General features: G+C 67.0%; 16 protein-coding genes and 2 tRNA genes. 9 read left to right on the top strand and 9 right to left on the bottom strand.

All coding sequences use genetic code 11. The features are described from left to right. Positions 1-30 precede the first annotated feature (30 nt). Positions 31-2,907, bottom strand: a complete 2,877-nt coding sequence (locus tag LG306_RS03700) for a M16 family metallopeptidase (RefSeq protein WP_404418311.1) — start codon at positions 2,905-2,907, stop codon at positions 31-33. A 246-nt stretch (positions 2,908-3,153) separates the two neighbouring features. Between LG306_RS03700 and LG306_RS03705 the strand changes: the two genes are divergently transcribed. After that, on the top strand, positions 3,154-4,875 hold the full coding sequence (locus tag LG306_RS03705; protein WP_404418313.1) for an ATP-binding protein: 1,722 nt from the start codon (positions 3,154-3,156) through the stop codon (positions 4,873-4,875). Here LG306_RS03705 and LG306_RS03710 read toward each other — a convergent pair. Next, entirely contained in the window at positions 4,872-5,741 is an 870-nt protein-coding gene (locus LG306_RS03710) for an isoaspartyl peptidase/L-asparaginase family protein (RefSeq protein WP_404418315.1), read from the bottom strand. The two genes, LG306_RS03705 and LG306_RS03710, sit on opposite strands and share 4 nt — an antisense overlap. A gap of 99 nt (positions 5,742-5,840) precedes the next feature. Between LG306_RS03710 and LG306_RS03715 the strand changes: the two genes are divergently transcribed. Next, positions 5,841-6,842, top strand: coding sequence for an NADPH:quinone oxidoreductase family protein (locus tag LG306_RS03715; RefSeq protein ID WP_055754270.1), 1,002 nt, complete (start codon positions 5,841-5,843; stop codon positions 6,840-6,842). A 1-nt stretch (position 6,843) separates the two neighbouring features. On the opposite strand, the gene LG306_RS03720 is transcribed toward LG306_RS03715, so the two are convergent. Continuing rightward, positions 6,844-7,242, bottom strand: coding sequence for a YkvA family protein (locus LG306_RS03720; protein WP_404418317.1), 399 nt, complete (start codon positions 7,240-7,242; stop codon positions 6,844-6,846). A gap of 55 nt (positions 7,243-7,297) precedes the next feature. On the opposite strand from LG306_RS03720, the gene LG306_RS03725 reads away from it, so the two are divergent. From LG306_RS03725 to LG306_RS03735, 3 genes are all read left to right on the top strand, one after another. Beyond that, positions 7,298-8,080 (top strand): SDR family oxidoreductase, encoded by a 783-nt coding sequence (locus LG306_RS03725; protein ID WP_045809995.1) that lies wholly within the window; start codon positions 7,298-7,300, stop codon positions 8,078-8,080. Positions 8,081-8,300: 220 nt separating this feature from the next. Further along, positions 8,301-8,375 (top strand) — tRNA-Gly (locus LG306_RS03730). Between the two features lie 75 nt (positions 8,376-8,450). After that, entirely contained in the window at positions 8,451-8,960 is a 510-nt protein-coding gene (locus LG306_RS03735; protein ID WP_404418319.1) for a hypothetical protein, read from the top strand. Here LG306_RS03735 and LG306_RS03740 read toward each other — a convergent pair. After that, positions 8,930-10,119 (bottom strand): IS3 family transposase gene (locus LG306_RS03740; protein WP_404413560.1). Its coding sequence is split into 2 segments (ribosomal slippage): positions 8,930-9,867 and positions 9,867-10,119, totalling 1,191 coding nucleotides; the frame shifts between segments, so codons are not numbered across the junction. The two genes, LG306_RS03735 and LG306_RS03740, sit on opposite strands and share 31 nt — an antisense overlap. Before the next feature lie 111 nt (positions 10,120-10,230). Here LG306_RS03740 and LG306_RS03745 point away from each other — a divergent pair. Next, positions 10,231-10,305, top strand: a tRNA-Gly gene (locus tag LG306_RS03745). A gap of 74 nt (positions 10,306-10,379) precedes the next feature. Here the strand turns inward: LG306_RS03745 and LG306_RS03750 are convergent. Continuing rightward, complete coding sequence (locus LG306_RS03750; RefSeq protein ID WP_295205608.1) at positions 10,380-10,844, bottom strand: DUF3429 domain-containing protein; 465 nt, start codon at positions 10,842-10,844, stop codon at positions 10,380-10,382. Between the two features lie 95 nt (positions 10,845-10,939). On the opposite strand from LG306_RS03750, the gene LG306_RS03755 reads away from it, so the two are divergent. The 3 genes from LG306_RS03755 (at position 10,940) to LG306_RS03765 (ending at position 13,669) form a co-directional block, all read left to right on the top strand. After that, positions 10,940-11,296 (top strand): thiol-disulfide oxidoreductase DCC family protein, encoded by a 357-nt coding sequence (locus LG306_RS03755; RefSeq protein ID WP_404418321.1) that lies wholly within the window; start codon positions 10,940-10,942, stop codon positions 11,294-11,296. A 12-nt stretch (positions 11,297-11,308) separates the two neighbouring features. Continuing rightward, on the top strand, positions 11,309-12,847 hold the full coding sequence (locus tag LG306_RS03760) for a cryptochrome/photolyase family protein (protein WP_404418323.1): 1,539 nt from the start codon (positions 11,309-11,311) through the stop codon (positions 12,845-12,847). 66 nt (positions 12,848-12,913) lie between these two features. Continuing rightward, positions 12,914-13,669: a M48 family metallopeptidase gene (locus LG306_RS03765; protein WP_404418325.1), complete on the top strand. Its 756-nt coding sequence runs from the start codon at positions 12,914-12,916 to the stop codon at positions 13,667-13,669. Here LG306_RS03765 and LG306_RS03770 read toward each other — a convergent pair whose 3' ends face one another. The 4 genes from LG306_RS03770 to LG306_RS03785 are packed head-to-tail and all read right to left on the bottom strand — an operon-like array spanning position 13,670 to position 15,475. Continuing rightward, complete coding sequence (locus LG306_RS03770) at positions 13,670-13,933, bottom strand: hypothetical protein (RefSeq protein WP_404418327.1); 264 nt, start codon at positions 13,931-13,933, stop codon at positions 13,670-13,672. Between the two features lie 45 nt (positions 13,934-13,978). Continuing rightward, entirely contained in the window at positions 13,979-14,539 is a 561-nt protein-coding gene (locus tag LG306_RS03775; protein WP_404418329.1) for a DsbE family thiol:disulfide interchange protein, read from the bottom strand. Then, on the bottom strand, positions 14,536-14,751 hold the full coding sequence (ccmD, locus tag LG306_RS03780; protein ID WP_404418331.1) for a heme exporter protein CcmD: 216 nt from the start codon (positions 14,749-14,751) through the stop codon (positions 14,536-14,538). The genes LG306_RS03775 and ccmD overlap by 4 nt, the downstream gene beginning before the upstream one ends. Before the next feature lie 4 nt (positions 14,752-14,755). Next, positions 14,756-15,475, bottom strand: a complete 720-nt coding sequence (locus tag LG306_RS03785) for a heme ABC transporter permease (RefSeq protein ID WP_404418333.1) — start codon at positions 15,473-15,475, stop codon at positions 14,756-14,758. Positions 15,476-15,479 lie beyond the last annotated feature (4 nt).

A 15,479-nucleotide genomic window follows, 5' to 3' on the forward strand; every position in this document is an offset into this window, starting at 1 on the left:
CAGAGGCGACGGGCCGTCCAGGTTTCAATTCTACTTTAGCGAACCGCTGTTGAGGTTCAGGGCGCCGGCCTCGATGACTTCGAGGTTGGGGTGTTTGGCGCGCAGATCGTCCAGGAACTTCGAGCCGTCGCCGACGATGACCAGGCTGGCGCGGTTGACCGGCAGGTGTTCGGCGAAGGCGGCCTCGACCTGTTCCGGCGTGACGGCGCGAACACGGCCGGCGTAGTCGGCGAGGTCGCTCATCGGCAGATCATAGAGCGCCAGGTTGGCGACCAGGGCGCCCAGGCCGTCCACCGTCTCCAGCGAGCGGCCGAAGCCGCCGATCAGGGTGGCGCGGCGCGGGGCCAGATCGGCCTGGGTCGGGGTCTCGGTTCCCAGCTTGGCGATCTCGGCCAGGATCAGATCGGCGACCTCGTCGGCGGTCTCGTTCTTGGTCTGGGTCGAGGCGGTGAACAGGCCCGCATCCGCCCGTGCGCCCAGCGACGACGAGGCGCCGTAGGACAGACCGCGCTTGATCCGGATTTCCTGGTTCAGGCGCGACGAGAAGCCGCCGCCCAGCAGGGTGTTGCCGACCGTCAGCGGGAAGAAGTCCGCATCGGTGCGCGACACGCCGCGGACGGCGGCGACGACCGCGGCCTGACCGGCGCCGGGCTGGTTCACCACGACAATGCGCGGCGCCAGGGGCTGGCCGGCCGGATTGGTCGCAGCGGCCGGGGCCGCGCCAGCCGGGCGCCAGTCGCCGAACGCCTGTTGCGCCAGGGCGCGGGCGGCGGCCGGCGTGATGTCGCCCGAGAAGACCAGAGTCGCGTCCGACGGCCGGTAGCGGGCGGCGTGGAAGGCGGCGACGTCGGCCGCCGTGATGGCGGGGACCGTCTGCTGGGTGATCGTCGCGCCATAGGGGGCGTCGCCGTAGATGACGCGGCCGACCGTCATGCCGGCGATGGACGCCGGCTGGCTGAGGGCGACGCGCAGGCCGTCCAGGGTCTGGGCCTGCTGACGTTCAAGCTCTTCGCCGGCGAAGGTGGGGTTCTTCACCAGATCCGCCATCAGGGCGAGGGTCGCCGGGAAGGCGTTCGAGGGCGCGTTGGCATAGACGTTGGAGAAGTCGACCCCGGCCGATGCGCCGACGCTGGCGCCCAGCTGTTCGATCTGGGTGGCGATTTCGGGCGCGGTCCTGGTCTTGGTGCCCTGGGTCAGAAGCGCGGCGGTCATGGCGGCGACGCCGGCCTTGCCCGTCGGGTCATCGGACGAACCAGCGTCGAAGCTGAGACGGGCCGAGACCAGCGGCACGCCGTCGGTCGGGGCGACCAGGACGCGCAGGCCGTTATCGAGGCGGAAGTCGGCGACGGTCGGCGTCACGGGCGCGACCTCGGCGCCCGGCTGGGGCAGGGGCTTGCGCTCCGCCTCGGGCAGCAGGACGGCGGGCGGCCCGGCGGGGGCCAGGTCGGCGACCTTCACGGGGGCGTCCACGTTCATCTTCTGGACCGAGGCGGGGTTCTGGTCGTCGGCGGCCAGGTAGGTGATGGTCGATTGGCGCTGCGGCGTCAGATATTTGCGGGCGACGCGCTGGACGTCGGCGACGGTGACGGCCTGGATCTGGGCGACCTCTTCGTCGGCGGCGGCGGCCGAGCCGGTGTTGATCAGAGAGAAGCCCAGGGCGGTCGCACGGTCGTCCACCGTTTCGCGGCTGCGCAGCGCATTGGCGACGATCTCGTTCTTGGCCTCGGCCAGTTCGGCGGTGCTGACGGGCGTGTCGCGCAGCTTGCCGATTTCTTCGTTCAGGGCGGCGATGCCTTCCTCGGCCGTGTGACCCTGGGCCATGATCGCCAGGGCGGACAGATTGCCGGCCTGCTGCGAGAAGTCGGGGGTCGAGCCGATCTGGGCCGCGATTTGCTTGTCATAGACCAGCGAGCGATACAGGCGGCTGGATTCACCGGTGGACAGGATGCCGTCCAGAACGGTCAGGGCGGCGCGGTCGGCGTCGGCGTACTTCACCGTCGGCCAGGCGACGACGGCGGCCGGCAGCGGCACGTTCGGCGCATAGTAGGTGACGTTGCGCGGACCCGTCGGCTCGGGCTCGACGACATTGTTGGTCGGGATCGGCGTGGTCGGGTTCTTCAGCGGGCCGAAATACTGATCCACCCAGCGGTCCAGTTGAGCCTGGTCGAAGTTGCCGGCCACGATCAGATAGGCCGCGTCGGGACGGTAGTAGGTGGCGTGGAAGCGGCGCACATCCTCCAGCGACGAGGCCTCCAACTCCTCGATCGAGCCGATGCCCGGACGGCGATAGGGGCTGTCCTGATAGATCGTCTCGGGCACGAACAGGCCGAACAGGCGGCCGTAGGGATTGGCGAGGATTCGCTGGCGGTATTCCTCCTTTACCACGTCGCGCTCGGCGACGAAGGTTGGCTCGTCCACGACCAGGGACCCCATGCGGTCGGCCTCGGCGAACAGCATCCGCTCCAGATGGTTGGCGGGCACGGTCTCAAAATAGGCGGTGGTGTCGTCGGCGGTGAAGGCGTTGTTGGAGCCGCCAACGTCCTCGGTCAGCCGATCGAAGGTCTCGGGCGGCAGATTGGTGGTCGACTTGAACATCTGGTGTTCGAACAGGTGGGCGAAGCCCGAACGGCCGGCCGGATCGTCCTTAGAGCCGACCTTGTACCAGACTTGGACCGTAACGTTCGAAGTGTCGGCGTCACGCGCCGAATAGACTTCCAGCCCGTTCGCCAGAACGCGCTTGGTGAAGCCCAGCGGAGGCACGGTCACGCCCTGCGGCGCCTGCCCTGTCGATTGAACGGCGGCTGCGGCGGCCGCGGCGCCCTCTGCGAAGGCGGGGGCGGCGAGACCGAGAAGGAGGGCGGAGGCGGCTGCCCCGACTTTGAGGGTGGCGATCAGGCGGGATTTCATGAAGGGCTCCGAAGCCCGGAACGCCGGGCGGCGTGACGTTAACAGCCCTTCGCTGACATGCACCTTACCGAGATGTAATGAACCGGATGCGGCGAAGGTCGTTCATGGACAAATCCACGACGGCGATCTATTCGCCGCTAGTCGCGGGTAAGCGACCCCTACCGCCGAGGACGCGTGCCGAGACGAGCGAACGCCACTTCTGTCTCCGACGAAAAAATCGCGGTCTGGGCCTTCGTCCTGCAAAATATGGTTACTCCGCCCGCCGTTCTCTACGGCAGTTGGGCGGCGGCCGGATTAATCCTCGCGGCCCTCGGCCAGGCTTGGTTAGGGCTGGCCTTCGCCTTCGTCGGCATAAGCTTTGACGTGTGGGCGCAGGGCCGTGTGAAGCGATACCAGAAGGCAGAGGCTCCGGCTTCCGGCTGGCCCGGGCTGCTGATGTTCATTGTCGCAGTCCGCTTTGCGCTTGGCGTGTCCGGGCCGCTGATCGCCTGGCTGATGACCCCGCAGGTCGATGTGATGTTGATGGTGGTGCTGATCCAGGTCTGGTCGATCGGCGTGGCCTTCGTTCAGTTCAGCGCGGCGCCTCGGCTGTTGGCGCTGGCGGCGGCGCCGATCTGCGTGACGGTTTTGGTCGTCATCTATCCCTCGCTGATCGGGCCGCATGGGTTGGCGGTGGCGGCCGCATTCATGATGATGGCGACGATCCTGTTCATCATTTCGCGCGCGACCCACGCACTGTGGTGCGATCTGTTCAAGGCAGACCAGCGCAACAGGGCCCTGTTGGTCGAGGTGCAGGGGGCTCACGCAGCGGCCGTGCTGGACCGCGACGCCGCGCGAAGCGCGCGTCAGGAGGCGGACGAGGCCAATGCCGCCAAGTCTCGCTTCCTCGCCAATATGAGCCACGAAATCCGCACTCCGCTGAACGGCGTCATCGGCATGGCGCAAGTCATGGCCGGCGATACGCTGGAGGCCCAGCAAAGGGAGCGGCTGGAAATTTTGGATGGGTCGGCGCGTAGCTTGCTGGATCTGATCAACCAGATCCTCGATCTGTCGCGGATCGAGGCGGGGCGACTGGAAATTGTGGCCCAGGCCATCGACGCCGACGTCCTGATCCATGAGGTGGCGGAGGCGATCAGGCCGCTGGCTGTGCAAAAGGGCCTGCGCTTTCAAGTCGCGTCGCCAGGATTGGGCTGGGTCAGCGCCGATCCGGTGCGGTTGCGCCAGATCCTGTTCAACCTTTTGTCGAACGCGATCAAGTTCACGACCGAGGGCGAGGTGGGGCTGATCGTCTCACGTATCGGCGACGACACCGTGTTCCGCGTCTCGGACACGGGGCGGGGCATTCCGGCTGACCAGATCGACCAGCTGTTCACGCGCTTCGCCCAGATCGAGGCGAAGGCCGTGGACCGCCGCGACGGCGCCGGACTGGGGCTGTCTATCGTGGCGATGCTGGTCGAGTTGCTGGGCGGGCGCATCGCCGTCGAGAGCCAGCCTGGCGACGGGGCCGCCTTCATCGTCAGCTTGCCTCTACAACGTGCGGACCCGATCAACACCGAGAACGAAGCCGCCGTTTCGGACCCGCAAGGCTCGCTGCGGGTGCTGGTCGCCGAGGATCACCCGGTCAATCAGCAGGTGATCCGCGGCCTTCTGGGCCAGGTCGGGATCGAGGTCGAGATCGTCGACGACGGTCTTCAGGCGGTCGAAGCGACGCAAACGCGCGACTGGGACCTGATCCTGATGGATGTGCAGATGCCGAACATGGACGGTCCGACGGCGACACGCACGATCCGGCAGCGCGAGGCCGACCAGGGGCTGGTCCGCACGCCGATCATCGCCCTGACGGCCAATGCGATGGTGGAGCAGGTCGAGAGCTATCTGGCCGCGGGCATGGATGCGGTGGTCAGCAAGCCCGTCGATCTGAAACTGCTGCTGACCACCATTTCCGATGTGATATCCGCCGAGACCTAGTCGCGGAAGACCTGGACGTCGATCTCGCCGGCGGGCGTCAGCCAGGCGTGCTTCATGCCCTGGCTGTTGAAGGGGGCGGCGATGTTTCCGGCGGCGTCCAGGGCGATCATGCCGCCGTCGCCGCCCATCTGACCGATCTCATCGATGACGGCCTGGGTCGCCTTAGCCAAGGTCTGGCCGGCGGCGACGCGCCAGGCGACCTGGGCGGAGGCGGCGACGCGGATGAAATATTCCCCTTGGCCGGTGCAGGAGGTCGCGGCGTGGGCGTCGGCCCAGGTTCCGGCGGCGGGGATCGGCGTGTCGCCGACGCGGCCCGGCATCTTGCCGAACACCCCGGCGGTCGAGGTGGCGGCGGCGAGACGGCCCTGGCTGTCCAGCACACAGGCGCCGACGGTGCCGTGACTGAGCGTGCCGGGCGGATGATTGTCCTCGCCCTTGCCCGCGCCGGTGAACCAGGCGGCCTCGTCGGCGATGGGTTCCAGCCCCTGGTCATGGGCGAACAGGGCCGCCCCTTCGCCCACCAGCATGACGTGGGGGGTGCGATCCATCACCGCGCGCGCGGCGACGACGGGATTGCGGAACCCTTGCAGGGCGGCGACGGCGCCGGCGCGTTTCGTCGATCCGTCCATGATGCTGGCGTCCAGCTCATAGGCGCCAGCCAGATTGGGGGATGCGCCCTTGCCCGCGACATAGAGGCCCGAATCCTCCAGCATGACGACGGCGGCGACAGCCACGTCCAGGGCGCTGTCGCCTGCATCCAGCCGAACCTTCATGGCCTCGACCACCTCGCGCATATGCACGACCTCGGCGTCGTAGTTGCGTTCGCGCCGGGCGCCGGCGCCGCCGTGGAGGATGAGGGCGGTCATGTCGTCTTCCTGAGCCTTGTCCTTATCGCCTCTTTCAAACGGGCGTGGCGCTCTTTAGCGTCGCGATGAAGGCCGCGCCATGTCGGCCAAGGAGGAAAGATGCGCGCTGTTCTGTCCAAGACGCCTGGTGGCCCCGAAACCCTGGTCGTGGAGGACGTGCTCGACCCGACGCCCAAGACGGGCGAGGTGATCATCGAGGTCAAGGCGGTGGGGATCAACTATCCCGACACCCTGATCATCGAGGACAAATACCAGTTCCGGCCCGAGCGGCCCTTCTCGCCGGGCGCCGAAGTCGCCGGCGTGGTCGAGGCGGTGGGCGAGGGCGTCAAGGGCGTGCGCAAGGGCGACCGGGTCATCGCCGTGCCGGGCTGGGGCGGACTGGTTGAGCGACTGGCGGTGCGGGCCGAGACGGTCATCCCCATCCCCGACGCCATGAGCTTCGAAGAAGCGGCGGCCCTGATCATGACCTATGGCACCAGCTACTATGCGCTGAAGGACCGGGCGCAGCTGAAGGCGGGCGAAACCCTCTTGGTGCTGGGTGCGGCCGGGGGCGTCGGCGCCGCCGCCGTCGAACTGGGCAAGGCCATGGGCGCGCGTGTCGTCGCCGCCGCCTCGACCAACGACAAGGTCGAGTTCGCCTTGGAATTAGGCGCCGACAACGGCCTGATCTATCCGTCGGGACCGATGGACAAGGCGGCGCAGAAAGAGCTGTCCGGCGAGTTCAAGCTGGCGACCGGCCGCGACGGGGCGGACGTGGTTTATGACGCGGTCGGCGGCGACTACGCCGATCCGGCGCTGAGGGCCATGGACTGGAACGGGCGCTATCTGGTGGTCGGCTTCCCGGCGGGCATTCCGTCCCTGCCGCTGAACCTGACGCTGCTGAAGTCGGTGTCGGTGATCGGCGTCTTCTGGGGCGCGGCGGTGATGCGCGATCCCAAGGCCCACGCCGCCAACATGGCCGAACTGATGCAGATGTACGCCGACGGCAAGATCAGGCCGCGGGTCTCAAAGACCTTCCCGCTGGAAAAGGCCGGCGAAGCGATCAAGGCCCTGGGCGATCGTCAGGCCCTGGGCAAGATCGTGGTGACAGTCGAGAGCTAAGCTATTTCGCCTTCAGCCGCTGCACCGCGTCCTCGGCCTGGTCGCGGTGGCGGCGTTTGATGTTGGCGCCGACCAGGGCCAGCAGGGCGGTGATGACGGCCGCATCGTCGGTATAGCCGATGCCCGCGAAGAGGTCGGGAATGGCGTCCACCGGCATGACGAAATAGGCCAGACCGGCGAAGATCATGCCCTTGGCCGCCATCGGCGTCTGCGGATCGCGCGCGGCGTACCAGGCGGCCAGGGCCTGATCCGCAAAGGGGATGCGGGCGGCCGTGCGCTGGATCTTGGGCCAGAAGCCCTTGGCCACGCGGGCCTCATTGATCTTCACGACCGACGGCACGAGCGCCTTTTTCGGGTCCAGGACATCCGAGGGATCGGCGGGTTTGGCTTTGGCGGTCATGGCCGCTAAATCCTCAAACGAAACTCAGGTTCACGACAATATAGGAACGATCAGGATGAAACTCGACAACACCATCGCCGCAGTGGTCACCGGCGGCGCCTCGGGCCTGGGCGAGGGCACCGCGCGCGCCATCGCGGCGACGGGGGCGAAGGTCGCTCTGTTCGACCTGAACGCCGAAAAGGGCGAGGCCATCGCGGCCGAGATCGGCGGCGTCTTCTGCCAGGTGGACGTGACCGACGACGCCTCGGTCGCCGCCGCCTTCGAAAAGGCCCGCGCCGCCCATGGTCAGGAACGTCTGACCGTCAACTGCGCCGGCATCGCCACGGGCCAGAAGACCGTCTCGCGCAAGAAGGACACCGGCGAGATCAAGGCCCACGACATGGCCCAGTTCGAGCGCACCGTGCGGGTCAATCTGTTCGGCACCTTCCGCGTCCTGTCGCAGTCGGCGGCGGGCATGGTGACGCTGGAGCCCATGGCGGACGGCGAGCGCGGCCTAATCGTCAACACCGCCTCCGTCGCGGCTCAGGACGGCCAGATCGGCCAGGCGGCCTATTCGGCGTCCAAGGGCGGAGTCTATGCCATGACCCTGCCGATCGCTCGCGATCTGGCTCAGGAAGGGGTGCGCTGCAACACCATACTGCCCGGCATCATGTGGACGCCGATGATGGCGGGGATGGATCAGAAGATCCAGGACGCCCTGGCCGCCGCCATCCCCTTCCCCAGCCGCCTGGGCACGCCGGCCGACTATGCGTCGCTGGTGCTGGAACTGGCGCGAAACGTCTATATCAACGGCGAATGCATCCGTCTGGACGGCGGGATTCGTTTGGCCCCGCGCTGAGGCGCGGAAGGGCGCTACGCTCGCGACGCGGTCGCTCGCTGCTTGAGCGCAAAAGCGCTCAGGCGGCGAGCAGCAAAGCGTTCCGGCAGCGGCCGTGGAGGCAATTATCGGGCTCAAGCAGCGCGAACCGCGATAGCCCGAAAAAACCTCTTGCAGGACCGATCAACCCTCCGCTATACGCCCCCTCCTCGACGGGGAGCGCACCTAGCTCCTACGGAGTGCGGGCGTAGCTCAGTGGTAGAGCACAACCTTGCCAAGGTTGGGGTCGAGAGTTCGAATCTCTTCGCCCGCTCCAAGTCGAGACGGCCTTCAGGCACGTCATGGGAAATCGAAATCGAAGCCTGTCACTCGTATGGCACACGAGGCGGCTTTGGCGACGATTCGGAAGCGGGGAGACCGCTGGCAAATTCAAGTTCGGCGGAAGGGGTTCACCACTCGTTCCAAGACTTTCGCGCAGCGGCGCGACGCCGAACGATGGGGCGTGCTGCAAGAGCGTGACTTCGATCTTCTGGAAAGCAGAGGTGAGGTCGCCTCAATCGCCTTGGACGTGACCGTGCGGGAACTATTGGAACGCTACCGCACCACCGTCGTCAGCAAAAAGCGTTGCGCGTACACCGAAACCTATCTGGTCGCGGCAATGGAAAAACGGCCTATAGGCCGCATCGGAGCACGCGCTCTCAAGGCGGATGATGTCGTTGGCTATCGCGACGCCCGCCTTCGTGAGGTCGGACCAGCGGGGGTTGCTCGGGAACTCCGACTTCTCCAGCACGCGCTAGAGACCGCTCGTACATCATGGGGTTTTTCGGGATTAGCGAACCCCGCGAAAGACGTTGACGTGACCCCCGTTTCTCATCCAGCCATAACGAGAGTCCTTGGTTGATCTGAACTGGGGTTGGCGGGGTTGGCAATAGGCCGGTCTGAGCAGCCATCAACCAGCGCAGCAGACCGGCCGCTCTGTCCGGTGAGCGCCTGTGCGTAGGCCTTCGGCGTCAACCATCCCAGCTTCGAGTGAGGCCGGGTTTCGTTGTAGTCGCGCCGCCAGGTTTCGAGGACAGCCCGGGCGTGCGGCAGCGATCGGAACAGCGTCTCATTCAGCAGCTCGTCGCGCAGCCGACCATTGAAGCTCTCGTTGAAGCCGTTCTGCTGAGGCTTGCCCGGCGCGATGTAATGCCAGCTCACGCCGGCGTCGTCGGCCCAGGCCAGGATGGCGTTGGACGTATATTCCGTGCCGTTGTCGCTGATGATCGTATCCGGGCGTCCCCGCCGCAGGATGATGGCGTCCAACTCGCGCGCCACCCGTCGCCCTGACAGCGAGGTGTCGGCGACGAGCCCGAGGCACTCGCGCGTGCAGTTGTCGATCACCGTCAGGATGCGGAAGCGCCGCCCGTCCGTCATCTGGTCGGAGACGAAGTCCAGCGACCAGCGCTGGTTCGCGACCAGGGGAATCTCCAGCGGACGCCGCGTGCCTATGGCGCGTTTGCGCCCGCCGCGCCGGCGCACCGTCAGCTTCTCCTCGCGATAGATCCGCTGGACGCGCTTCTTGTTGACCGCATGCCCCTCGCGCCGAAGCATCACGTGCAGGCGGCGATAGCCGAACCGCCGTCGCTCCTGGGCCAGGGCCTTCAGCCGATCCCGCAGGACGCCGTCGTCCGGTCGCGTCGCCTGATAGCGCACGCTCGTCCGATCCACGCCCAACACCCGGCAGGCCCGCCGTTCGCTCATCGCGTAGGCCGACTGCAGGTGCGCCGCCGCCTCTCGATGCGCAGCGGGCGTCACCACTTTTTTCCCAGCAGATCCTTCAGCGCGACGCTGTCCAGCATCGAGTCCACCAGCATCCGCTTCAGCTTGGCGTTCTCCTCTTCCAGCGCCTTCAGACGCCGGGCCTCTGACACGTCCATGCCGCCATACTTGGCCTTCCACTTGTAGAAGGTCGGTGAGCTCAGCCCGTGCTTCCTGCACAGGTCCGCCACCGGAACGCCGGCCTCCTGCTCGCGCAGGATCCCGATGATCTGCTCTTCCGTGAACCGTGATCGCTTCATTCTGTCCGTCCTTTCGAGGGGCGGACTCTAGCTATTCCTGGAGGAGTTTAAGGGGGTCACGTCACTATACGCCCCCTCCTCGACGGGGAGCGCACCTAGCTCCTACGGAGTGCGGGCGTAGCTCAGTGGTAGAGCACAACCTTGCCAAGGTTGGGGTCGAGAGTTCGAATCTCTTCGCCCGCTCCAAGTCGAGACGAGTAAAATCAGGGGCCTGTCGGTTGCGGCAGGCCCCGATTTTTTGCCCGATGCCTAAGATATTTTCAGATCAGTCCGGCGACGAGCGTCAGCACGCCCAGACCGATTGACAGCGGCGCCCGCAGCGCCAGCCAGCCCTCGGGCGTCAGACCGGCCGCCTTCAGCTTCAGATCGACCAGGACGCTGGCGGCGATGAAGACTCCCAGCACGACCAGCGACACGGCCGGGTCGGAGCCCGCCGCCCAAACGACGCTGGTCGCCAACGCGAGAAGCGAGGGCGCCACAGAGGCGGTCCAGACCCATTTGGGCGCCTTCACGCCCGTCGCGGCCGCCAGTCCCCACCAGACGCCGCCCAGAAAGCTAAAGATCAGGGCGGCGTAGGCGTAGGCCAGGCCGAGGGCGGCGGTCTGCTGGTCGGCATCGCCTGCAAGAAGGACGACAACCGCCGCCGCCTGGGGCAGCAGGCCGGCGAAACCCAGTATGCGGGCGAGTGGCGGCAAGCGATGTCGGCCGGTGGGTTCAATCGTCATCGGACACCTGTCGAGGCGGGTTGCGATCCAGACTGTAGAGGACGGCCGTATAGGATGGCGAGCCCGTTCGCCGTCGCCGAGAGCCTTCGATCGTCATGACTCCCTTGCTCGTCTGGTACGATGGCGGCTGTCCTTTGTGCCGACGCGAGATCGCCCTGATGCGGCGGCTGGATCGACGCGGCGTGATCCGATTCGTGGATGTGTCGGACGGACAGACAAGCTACCCGCTGGATCGCGAGACGCTGCTGGCGCGGTTCCACGCGACGGAGAATGGAAGACTGCTGTCGGGCGCGGCGGCCTTTGCGGCGATGTGGCGGGCCATACCGCTGTTGCGCCCCCTGGGCCTGGCCGCACGCATCCCCTGGGTCCTTGCGGCGTTGGAGAGGGCGTACCGGGTGTTCCTGCGCCTGCGTCCTCGACTTCAGTCTCTCGCTCGCAAATGGGCCCGGTGATGGAAATAACGCATGTCCGTGCTTAGGCTGGTGCTGGGCGATCAGCTGTCGGCCGACCTGTCGGCGCTGAAGGATCTGAACCAGGACATCGACACGGTTCTGATGGCCGAGGTTCGCGACGAGGCGACCTATGTCCGGCATCACAAGCAGAAGCTGGCCCTGGTCTTCGCCGCCATGCGCAATCACGCCGAGCGGCTGAAGGGGCGGGGCGTCAATGTGCGCTATGTGCGCATCGACGATGCGGACAACAGCGGCTCCATCACCGGCGAACTGGCCCGGGCGCTGGACGACGGCGCTTATGAAACGGTGGTGACGACCGAATGCGGCGAGTGGCGACTGGCCGAATATCTGGCCGCCTTTGCGGAAGGGGCGGGGCTGCCGGTCGAGATTCGCGAGGATCGCCGCTTCATCAGCAGCCACGACCGTTTTCGTCGCTGGGCCTCGGGCAAGTCGCAGCTGCGCATGGAGTTCTTCTATCGCGAGATGCGCCGCGCGACGGGCATACTGATGGACGGCGATCAGCCGGAGGGCGGGCGCTGGAACTATGACGCCGAGAACCGCAAGAAGCTGGCCAAGGGCGTGACGCCGCCCGATCGCTTGCGCATCCCGCCCAACGCCGTGGCGTGCGAGGCGATCGCGGATGTCGAGCGGCTGTTCGGCGACCATTTCGGATCGCTGGACGGGTTCGGCTGGGCCACAACGGCGCAGGAGGCGGAAGCTTCGCTGAAGCACTTCCTGAAGGATGTCCTGCCGTCGTTCGGGGACTGGCAGGACGCGATGGCGGAGAATGAGCCATGGATGTGGCATGGGCTGATCTCGACGTCGATCAACCTGGGCCTGCTGGACCCGCTAGACGTCTGCAAGCGCGCCGAGGCGGTCTATCGGGCGGGCAGGGCGCCGCTGAATGCGGTCGAAGGCTTCATCCGGCAAATCCTGGGATGGCGCGAGTTCGTGCGCGGCATCTACTGGCTGAAGGCGCCGGTGTATCGGGCGCGCAACTATCTGGATGCGGACCGCAAGCTGCCCTGGTTCTACTGGTCAGGTGAGACCGACATGGCCTGTGTCGCCGATGTGGTGAAGACCACGCGCGACAACGCCTACGCCCACCATATCCAGCGGCTGATGGTGACGGGCAATCTGGCCTTGCTGCTGGGCGTGCATCCCGATCAGGTCGATGACTGGTACATGTGCGTCTATGCCGACGCCTATGAATGGGTGGAGATGCCCAATACGCGCGGCATGGCCCTGTTCGCCGACGGCGGCATCGTGGGGTCCAAGCCGTATGCCGCGTCGGGGGCCTATATCGACCGGATGAGCGACTACTGCGGGGCGTGTCGCTATGACGTGAAGAGCAAGAGCGGCGACGCGGCATGTCCGTTCAACCGGCTGTACTGGGGCTTTCTGGAGCGCAATCGCGGCCGGCTGCGGGACAATGTGCGGCTGGCCATGCCCTACAAGACGCTGGACGGGTTCGGCGAGGCCAAGCGAAAGGCCCTGGCGGCCGAGGCGGAGGCGTGCCGGACCCTGCTGGGTGCGACGCCTATGGAGTGAGCAGGGAACCTTGGCCGACCATCGGGATTTGATGGCCAACCTGTTTGTCCATTCATGAGGTCCGCCGTGGGTCTTCGCCGCCGTTCCGCCGTTCTTCTCGCCGCCGCCGCTGCGGCCTCCACGCTGTCCGCCTGCGCCTATAACGAGGCCCTGGGTCGCAATCAGCTGTTGCTGGTGGACAACGCGGCCCTGTCCCAGCAGTCCGCAGCCGCCTGGCGCGAAGCGGTGGCGAAGCCCGGCGTCAAGACGACCGGCGCTCAGGTGGACCGCATTCGCCGCGTCGGCGATCGGCTGGTGCAGGCGGCGGGCTTGGGTAATCGAACATGGGATTATGCCGTCTTCCCCGCGACCAGCCCCAACGCCTTCGTCTTGCCGTCGGGTCAGATCGGCGTGACCGACAGCCTGTTGGCCCTGGTCCAGAATGACGATCAGCTGGCCTCGGTGATCGGTCACGAAATCGCGCACGTCGTCGCCAACCACGCCGCCGAGCGCGCGTCGAGCAAGGCGGCGGCCGGTCTGGGCTTGGCGGCCGTCGGCGGCGCGGCCGGACGCTATGGGGACGCGGTCAACGCCTACGGCGGTCTGGCGGCCCAGTATGGGCTGCTGCTGCCCTATTCGCGTCGTGACGAGCTGGAGGCCGACCGTCTGGGCGTCGACTATATGGCGCGCGCCGGCTTCAAGCCGTCTGAGGCCGTGGCGCTATGGCGACTGATGGCGTCGCAACGTCAGGGCAGCATCCCGCAGTTCGCCTCGACCCACCCGTCCGATGCGGCGCGGATCGAAGCCCTGCAGCAGTATATCGCCAGCCGCGGCTGGAACTGATCAAACCCGGATGTCGAGGTAGGAGCCGGGCCGCAGGATGCGCGGCTCCTCCCTTTGCGGCGGAGCCGCCGGCGCCTCGACGGGGCGGGCCGGGTTGGCGGTGCGGATCGTGGACATGACGGCGGCGGCCGGGACCGGCGGCTTCGGCGCCGTCGTCTGATCCATGGCGGCGCGGAAAAAGGCGGCCTGGGCGCTGCGTGCGCTCGGCAGATCGAGGCCCTGGGCGGGCGTGTTCAGAGGCAGGCCGGGACGAATCGCGCTCATGCCGACATGGTTAACGGAAACCCTCGAAAAAGGGTTAACGCCGCCTCACCGCTTTGTCGGCGCGGGACGAGGCGGGGTCTGCATGGAGTCGACCAGACGGTCGATGTCGGCGTCGTTCAGCAAGGGGCCGGACTGTTTGGCGGTGATGCGCCCCATGGCGTCGACGGCGAACGTCTCGGGCACGCCGGAGATGCCGAGGTCGAGGCCCGCACGACCTTCGCGGTCCACCAGCACCATCGAATAGGGATCGCCAAGTTCGTCGAGGAAGGCGCGCGCAGCGACCGGCTCGTCCTTGTAGGCGATGCCGACCACGGCGACGCCGCGCGCCTTCAGCGCCAGCAGTTTGGGATGTTCGATCCGGCACGGCGCGCACCAGGAGGCGAACACATTGACCAGCATGGGCCGACCGACGCCGGCGGTCTTCAGGTCCAGATTGCCCGGTCCAGCCTGGTCGCCCGACAGCAGGGGCAGGACCGTCTCTGGGATCGTCTGGCCGACCAGGGCGTCGGGCTTGAACGCCGGGTCTCGCTTCAGCGACCAGCCGACGAACAGGGCCGCCAGCGCCGCGAGGACCGCCAGCGGGATCAGGGCCAGCCAGCGGTTCACGGGCGAAGCTCGTTATTTGTTGGCGCTACCGCGCTTCGCGCTGCTTGAGCGCCGTTTATTTCGCTTTCGACCCTTTCAAGTCGGGCCAGTTCGCGCTTCCATTTGCGGGAGGCGATGACGGCGCGGACGGTCAGGACGATCAGCGCCAGGGCGCTGACGCCCCAGGCGGGCCAGACGAAGGCGGCGTAGGGGGTCATGTCGAGATCGAGCATGGCTTCAGGCCTCCTGAGCCAGACGGGCGCGCAGGGTCATGACGCGGCGGCGGCGGATCTCGGTGCGGATGGCTGTCAGCCACAGGGCCGCGAACAGCGTCCCGTAGGCCGCGAGCATGGTCAGAAAGGGCGGCAGATAGACGGGGTCCAAGCCCGACGATCCGGGGGTCAGGAAACTGGCGGGCTGATGCAGGGTGTTCCACCAGTCGACCGAGAATTTCACGATCGGCAGATTGATCAGGCCGACCAATCCCAGAACGGCGGCGGCGCGCCCGGCCTTCTGCTCATCGTCGATCGAGGCCCTCAGCGCCATATAGCCGAGGTAGAAGAGAAACAGCACCAGCACGCTGGTCAGGCGCGCGTCCCACACCCACCAGGTCCCCCACATCGGCTGGCCCCACAGCGAGCCGGTGAACAGGGCCAGGGCCGTGAAGGCGGCGCCCGGCAGGGCGGCGGCGCGGGCGGCGGCGTCGGCCAGGGCGTGGCGGAAGACCAGCGCAAAAAAGCTGGATACGCCCAGCGCCGCATAGGCGCCCAGGCCCAGGGTGGCGGCAGGCACATGCACGAACATGATCCGCACCGTGTCGCCCTGCTGATAATCGGCCGGAACGGTGAAGCTGAGCCAGGCGCCGACGCCCAACAGCACGGCGGCGAGCCCCCACAGAACGGGCGTCAACGGGCCGGTGAAGGCCATGAAGCGCTGCGGATTGGACAGGCCGAACATCGGT

The organism is Brevundimonas vesicularis (genome assembly GCF_044807075.1).
GTDB lineage: Bacteria > Pseudomonadota > Alphaproteobacteria > Caulobacterales > Caulobacteraceae > Brevundimonas > Brevundimonas vesicularis_G.